The following is a 6,322-nucleotide window of genomic DNA, read 5'->3' as shown; positions in this document are numbered from 1 at the left end:
AAGAGTAGGTCATTGCTGAGCATTTACTCCGAACCCCCGACCCAAAAGGTCGGGGGTTCTTTTTTGCGCGTAGAGAAAGTCTTCAGCTGCGTTGGAAGCAAGCGGCCGAGGTCAGAAAAATGTCGTCGCCTGCACCCGTAGTTAACCCCGGGAATTGCGGAGACTTACTCAGAGGGTTCGCGGTCTATAGTCAGAATTGCCGCGATAGCGCGACTCGTCGCGTTTAATCTGACTTACACCGATTCGCGCGGTAACGGCTCAAGCGCCGCGGCCCGCAGCGTCGCTTGACCCATAAAAAAACAGCCGGAATCTCCGGCTGTTCTTTCCTGTTGCTTATTCGATGGCGATTAAAGCGCTTCCAGCCAACCGTACTTGTCCTTGGTGCGACCGTCAAAGAGGCCGAAGAACAAGTCCTGAATGCGACGCGTCACCGACCCCGGCTTACCGGTGCCGACCTGGCGACCGTCGACCGAACGGATCGGAGTGATCTCAGCTGCAGTTCCGCACATGAACAGCTCGTCGCACAAATAGAGGTATTCGCGCGGCAGGTCGCGTTCGACGACCTCGATGCCGTTATCCCGCGCCAACGTGATGATGGTATTGCGGGTGAGGCCATTGAGCAGCGCGGCGCTGACCGGCGAGGTATGCAATGCGCCGTCGAAGACCAGAAACAAATTCTCGCCTGCACCTTCGCTGAGCAAGCCGGTCGAAGCCAGCGCGATCCCTTCGCCGAAACCAAGGCGGCGTGCTTCGCGCGCGACCAGCTGGCCCGACAGATAGTTACCACCGGCCTTGGCGCCCGCAGGCAACGTATTGGGTGCGAAACGCTGCCAGCTTGAGACGCAGGCATCGATGCCTTGTTCGACGACGCTGGCGCCCAGGTACTGGCCCATCTTCCACGTGGCCACGGCGACCTCGACGGGAGTATCCGCGGAGAGGCCGAAACCACCCAGGCCGCGATAAGCCACCGGGCGCAGGTAATCCGTGGTGTTTCCATTCGCCTTGATCACTTCGCGGCAGGCGTCATTGATCTGCTCCACCGAGTACGGAACCGGCATGTCGTAGATCTTCGCGGACGCGAACAGACGCTTATTGTGGTCGGTCAGGCGGAAGATCACCGGGCCATTAGGCGTCTGGTAGGTGCGAATGCCCTCGAACACGGACGAGCCGTAATGCACGACATGCGCCATCACGTGCGTGGTGGCTTCGGCCCAACGCTTGATCGCGCCGTTGTGCCAGATCCATTCGGGGTATTGCATGCTCATGCGACGCTCTCGAAAAGTGAATCGGTGGGGGACAAAGACTGCATAGTTTAACGCGCCGGGTTCGGGGCCACAGAAATGAAAAAAGCCGCGCGGTTTCCCGCGCGGCCTGAATGCCCCCGGAGAGAGATCAGCGGAAGCCGGCAACTGTCGCCTTGGTCTGAACCAGCACGCGCTGGTTATGGCTCTTGTCGTAGGTGCCCATCGGTACGCCACCGTACGTCACCGAGGGATTGGACCAGTAGTTGAGTCGCGGACAGCCGGCTCCGGTGCAGTTGTAGGCCATGATCGTGCGCCAGCTGTTGTCGGGCGCGCGGTAGCCGTGGCCGTATGAATACGGACTCGTGCTGGCGTCCGTGGCGGGATCGTGACGCGCCGACTGCAAGTGCCCGATCTCGTGCGCGAAGCTGTAGTAGCCGGTAATGCAGTCCCAGTAACTCGTGGCGAATGCGGTAGCCGCGGTCGAACCGATACCCGAAGCGAGGCCGCACGCGGAAGCGTCGTTGGCGACCAGCATCATGACATCGGCGGCATTGGCATCGCGAACCGCGTGGACCCCATCCATGTAGCCGTCGTTGGTGCTGCGGAAGCGCGACAGATCGGTGCTCATGCCGGCGGTCGCGTAGGTCGTGGTCGAATAATTCGCCAGGACCATGTTGATGCCGATGTTGGAGTTGAGATAGCCCTGGTTGGATTCGGCGACAGCCAGTTCGACCAGCGACTGCATGTTGCCACCGTAGGCGGCGATCGCATCGTCGGTGGCGACGACCATCACGCGAATGGTTTGGGTCGGGCCTGGATCGATAGGACCACCGCAATTGGTTCGGCAAGGCTTCGCCGCGACATTGACCTTGTTGCGCACAGCCGCGTCAAAAATCGCGCGATATGCGTCTTCAGGATGATCCGCGGGCAAACGGCTCTCATCGACCTCGATCACCGCCGTGGCACCGTTGGGTAACGGGCGGATGCGGAACAGCTTGCCGTCGACACGCACGCTGCCGGTGATCTCGTTGCCATGACGTACCAGAACGACGTCGTTCAGCGGATCCGCCGTGGTCTCGTTCGGTGCATAGCCGGCCTTGCGGGCATGCTGTACATGGCCGTACCAGACATCGCCGCCGGTCGCGGTATGTTCGGAGCGCGATCGATCGACGGTGACCCGGCGGCCGCCCACATCGAGTTCAATCTGCGCCGTATCGCTGGCGCTGGCGTCGACATCGACGACCTTGATATCGCGTGTACTGGGATTGCCGAGCAGGCGTTCGAGTACGCGGTCGTTGCGCGCATCGGCCTGGCCATGGCCTGGAGTGAACAACGGCTTGCCTGCTGCAGAAGCGGTACCGGCGATCAACAAGCCGGTCACGCCGGCAAGTACTGGAAGCGATCGAACCATCGGTAGTGTCTCCCTACGAGTGAACTGCGGCCCATGCAGTGGGCGCGACGCGCCCGGAGGCCAAGCTAGCGAGGGAAACGGAGGGCCGCACGTGGCAGCGCAACAGTACGGGTGCGCAGCGTCTCAGAAGCGCACCCACCAGCAGCCAAAATAGTGGGTCAGGCCGAAGACGGTGCGTGCAGGCGTGGCGCTGTTGCCGAGGGTTTGTTCCAGGCGCAATGCGATCGGATTGCGTCCAACGGCAGTCTGCGGATACAGCTCCGGGTCGGCGGGTTTGGCGGGCTGCTCATCCCCTGCGTCGTTGCGCGTGACCGGCGCATCGGAAGTGGATGGCACGGCGACTGGCGCCGGTCGGCTCGATGGCATCACCGGAACGATGTCGACCAGCTGTCGGTTTGCGATCGCATCGAGCTGGGTCCAGATGCGGTAGCCCTCATCCGCGGATGTGCCCGGCCAGTGATAGACGCCTGCGAGCCGATTGGCGTCGCGCGCGTCGATCGCGCTGGTAATTTCGAATACAAGATCCTGCACGTTACGCGCGCATCCGCCGCTGCGTCCACGTGCCGCCGGTGCCGCGGGATTGCTGGGCACGCGTTCGGTTGCGTTGACCTCATCGCATTTGCGATCAGTGAATATCGTTTCCCCGGTCGCCGTGACGCAGCGCCGTACGTCGGCATTTGCAGTGCGTGGCCATAGCGCCACGAGCACGCCGGCGAGAAGCAGCAATGGAATCAGGCGAAGCGGCATGAAGGCAGCCTAGCGCCGCACACTGGTCGCGAAAAGTGCGCAATGGCCCAGATCACGCCAGCTCCTGTCGTCATCCCGGTACGGTTCAGGTAGCGATGAAATAGCAGCCCGAATAGCGCCGAACGTTGAAGTCGATGACGCGTTCCCCGCCGGCGAACACCAGCTGCATCATGCCCGAGTCCAGGTGCTTGGTAGAGACCGCCGCTGCGTCCGACTCCTCGTCGCTTGAGCGAATCCAGGCCGCGAGGTAGCGCGCATCGGCCAATGGCCGCGCAGACAGCTTTTCCAGCCGCTTCATTACGGGCAGCGCCTGGCGCTGGTTCATGCCGGCCCAGTGATAGCTTTCGGCAACACGATTCACGTCATGCAAGGCGAAGGCTCCCACGAGGTCCTGCGAGAGCTGCTGCGGTGAATGCGCACACCCGGCGGCTGCAGAGCGTCGACCAGGCGGCGAAGGCGGCGCTTCCCGCGAGCCTGCTTCAAGCGGTTCGGATGCATCGCGATACGGCCCCAGGGACAGCGTCGGCACCGACGCCGCTTCGGCCGCTTCGGCCATGGCTAAGCGGAATGAAAGATCGCTGGACATGCGAGTCGGCTGCGCCTGGAACTGCGCGCAGGGCTTGTCGGTGTAGACGGCGTTGCCGTCCTCGGCTTCGCAGCGCTGGATCGTCGAGTCGCCAGCAGCGAACGCATTGCGTGACTGCGTGACACTCGCGGCAAGCAGGACCAGCGAGACAACGAGACATGTAGATCTGAGGATGGATATCACGGCGCGACCGGTAATCGGAGACACGCGGCGATGTTCGAGCCCGTCCGGTCAACAGCATGTATGAGTCAGCGCATTCACGCTGAACCTCGCCTGTTCGCAAGCGCAGGTTCAGCGATGTCGCATCGCGGTGATCAGTTCAATCGCGACAGCACGCTCAACGTGGGCTTGGAAAGATTGAGTGTGTAGAAGTGCAATCCAGGTGCGCCGCCATCGATCAGGCGTTGGCAGAGATTTGCAACGAAGTCCGAAGCGAATTCGCGCACGCTTTCCGCATCGTCGCCGTAGGCCTGCATGCGCTTGCCGATCCAGCGCGGGATTTCCGCGCCACACGCTTCCGAGAAACGCCGGAGCTGGGTGAAATTGGAGATCGGCATGATGCCCGGGACGATCGGAACTTCCACACCAAGCCTGCGCACGTCATCGACGAAGCGGAAGTACGCGTCCGCGTTGTAGAAGTATTGGGTGATCGCGCCATTCGCACCCGCGTCGACCTTGCGCTTGAAGTTGCGCAGGTCGGCGAGGGCATCGTCCGCCTGGGGATGGCATTCCGGATACGCAGCGACTTCGATGTGGAAGAAACCGTCGTGCTCCTTACGGATGAACTCGACCAGGTCGGAGGCGTAACGGAAGTCGCCGGTGTGTCCCATGCCCGACGGCAAATCGCCGCGCAGGGCGACGATGCGCCGGCAGCCCATGGCCTTGTAGTGCTGGATCAGCTCGCTCAGCTCCGCGCGCGTGCCGCCGACGCAGGACAGATGCGGCGCGGCGTCGAACGCGTGCGTGCGATGCAGGCGCTCGACCGTTTCCGGCGTGTACGACAGGGTCGAGCCGCCGGCGCCGAAGGTGCAGGACACGTAGTCGGGCTTCTGCGAGCGCAGCTTGGCGGCGGTCTTGTCGAGCTGGGCGCGCTGATCGTCGGTCTTGGGCGGATAGAACTCGAAGCTGATCGGGGGCAGGGGCATGGGATCGACCGGTAAACAGGTGGCGGTGAATATATCGCTTCATCGCGATGATAGGAAATAACGAATGGGGCCGATCGAATGCCGGCCGCTTATCCGGGCCGGCTGCCGCCCGCCACGGCAGCCGGCCACTCGTCATTTATTTCCCGCGCGGATTGGGGCGCGCGGCCACGCTGTGTCCACACCCAACGACCACACCCAACGCAAGGAGCCCTCCATGCAACTGATCGCCCAATCGGCCTTCCGCCGCGCCTTCCGTATCTTCGCCGCAGGCTTCGCCCTGTCGTTCGCGGTCTGGCACGGCGCCCATGCCGCCGAGCCGCAGTCCTTCCGCGACCTCAAGATCGAAGTGGTCGGCAAGGGCCGCCCGGTGCTGATGATCCCGGGCCTCAATAGCGCCGGCGAAACCTGGACCGAGACCTGCGCCGCGCTGCAGGCCGACCACGTGCAATGCCACATCGTCACGTTGCCGGGTTTCGCCGGCCAGCCGTCGGCGAAGGACGCGAACCAGCAGGCCTGGCTCGACGACATGCGCGATCGCCTGCTCGCCTATACCGAAGCGCGCAAGCTGAAGCATCCGGTGGTGATGGGCCACAGCCTCGGTGGCTTCCTCGCCATGCAGATGGCGATCAAGCAGCCCAAGACGTTCGAACGCGTGGTGATCGTCGATACGCTGGCCTTCCTTGGTGGACTCCAGAATCCGGCGGCGACCGCCGAATCGGTGAAGCCGATGGCCGAAGCGATGCGCACCCGCATGCGTGCACAGGACGATGCGGGTTACCGCGCCGGTGTGCTCAGCAGCGTCAAGGGACTGACCCGCGATCCGAAGCGCGTCGAAACGCTGAGCGCATGGGGCAACGCCAGTGACCGCGCGATCACCACCGAAGCCATGTACGAAATGATGACCACCGACCTGCGCCCGCAGCTCGCGCAGATCAAGGTGCCGGCACTGCTACTGGGTTCGTGGGCCGCGTATGCACCTTATGGCGCGACCAAGGAGTCGACCACCGCAATCTTCAAGGCCCAGTACGCCAATCTCGACGGCGTGCGCATCGAACTGAGCGAAGGCGGCTACCATTTCCTGATGTGGGACGACCCGCAGTGGCTGCAGGCGCAGGTGCGTGGTTTCATCGACGCATCGTCGACGGCGAAGTAAGCAGCCAGAGTTCCGCGACTGACGGCCGGCGCCTGC

The 6,322-nt window shown here is 63.1% G+C and carries 6 protein-coding genes; 1 reads left to right on the top strand and 5 read right to left on the bottom strand.

Going from position 1 to position 6,322, the window contains the following annotated elements; genetic code table 11:
* Window positions 1-347: 347 nt before the first annotated feature.
* The 5 genes from ACYVGK_RS17640 to metF all read right to left on the bottom strand — a co-directional run bounded on the left by ACYVGK_RS17640 (window position 348) and on the right by metF (window position 5,127).
* Complete coding sequence (locus tag ACYVGK_RS17640; RefSeq protein ID WP_460736105.1) at window positions 348-1,265, bottom strand: branched-chain amino acid transaminase; 918 nt, start codon at window positions 1,263-1,265, stop codon at window positions 348-350.
* Between the two features lie 127 nt (window positions 1,266-1,392).
* The gene (locus ACYVGK_RS17635; RefSeq protein WP_460736104.1) at window positions 1,393-2,655 is read right to left on the bottom strand and encodes a M12 family metallo-peptidase; all 1,263 of its coding nucleotides are present in this window, start codon (window positions 2,653-2,655) and stop codon (window positions 1,393-1,395) included.
* A 123-nt stretch (window positions 2,656-2,778) separates the two neighbouring features.
* Window positions 2,779-3,402 carry a DUF4124 domain-containing protein gene (locus ACYVGK_RS17630; protein WP_460736102.1) on the bottom strand — a complete coding sequence of 208 codons (624 nt, stop codon included), beginning with the start codon at window positions 3,400-3,402 and terminating at the stop codon, window positions 2,779-2,781.
* 85 nt (window positions 3,403-3,487) lie between these two features.
* Window positions 3,488-4,195, bottom strand: a complete 708-nt coding sequence (locus ACYVGK_RS17625) for a hypothetical protein (protein WP_460736100.1) — start codon at window positions 4,193-4,195, stop codon at window positions 3,488-3,490.
* A gap of 107 nt (window positions 4,196-4,302) precedes the next feature.
* Window positions 4,303-5,127 (bottom strand): methylenetetrahydrofolate reductase [NAD(P)H], encoded by an 825-nt coding sequence (gene metF, locus ACYVGK_RS17620; protein ID WP_460736129.1) that lies wholly within the window; start codon window positions 5,125-5,127, stop codon window positions 4,303-4,305.
* Window positions 5,128-5,347: 220 nt separating this feature from the next.
* Here metF and ACYVGK_RS17615 point away from each other — a divergent pair, with 220 nt between their 5' ends.
* Entirely contained in the window at window positions 5,348-6,286 is a 939-nt protein-coding gene (locus ACYVGK_RS17615) for an alpha/beta fold hydrolase (RefSeq protein ID WP_460736098.1), read from the top strand.
* Window positions 6,287-6,322 lie beyond the last annotated feature (36 nt).

The organism is Lysobacter tyrosinilyticus, assembly GCF_054779815.1.
Note: the sequence above shows the minus strand (reverse complement) of the source record. Positions and strands in the feature narration are given on the sequence as shown.

What these genes read in the sequence shown, in the direction of transcription:
- ACYVGK_RS17640 (WP_460736105.1), bottom strand. Translation starts at nt 1,265, where the DNA reads ATGAGCATGCAATACCCCGAATGGATCTGGCACAACGGCGCGATCAAG.
- ACYVGK_RS17635 (WP_460736104.1), bottom strand. Translation starts at nt 2,655, where the DNA reads ATGGTTCGATCGCTTCCAGTACTTGCCGGCGTGACCGGCTTGTTGATC.
- ACYVGK_RS17630 (WP_460736102.1), bottom strand. Translation starts at nt 3,402, where the DNA reads ATGCCGCTTCGCCTGATTCCATTGCTGCTTCTCGCCGGCGTGCTCGTG.
- ACYVGK_RS17615 (WP_460736098.1), top strand. Translation starts at nt 5,348, where the DNA reads ATGCAACTGATCGCCCAATCGGCCTTCCGCCGCGCCTTCCGTATCTTC.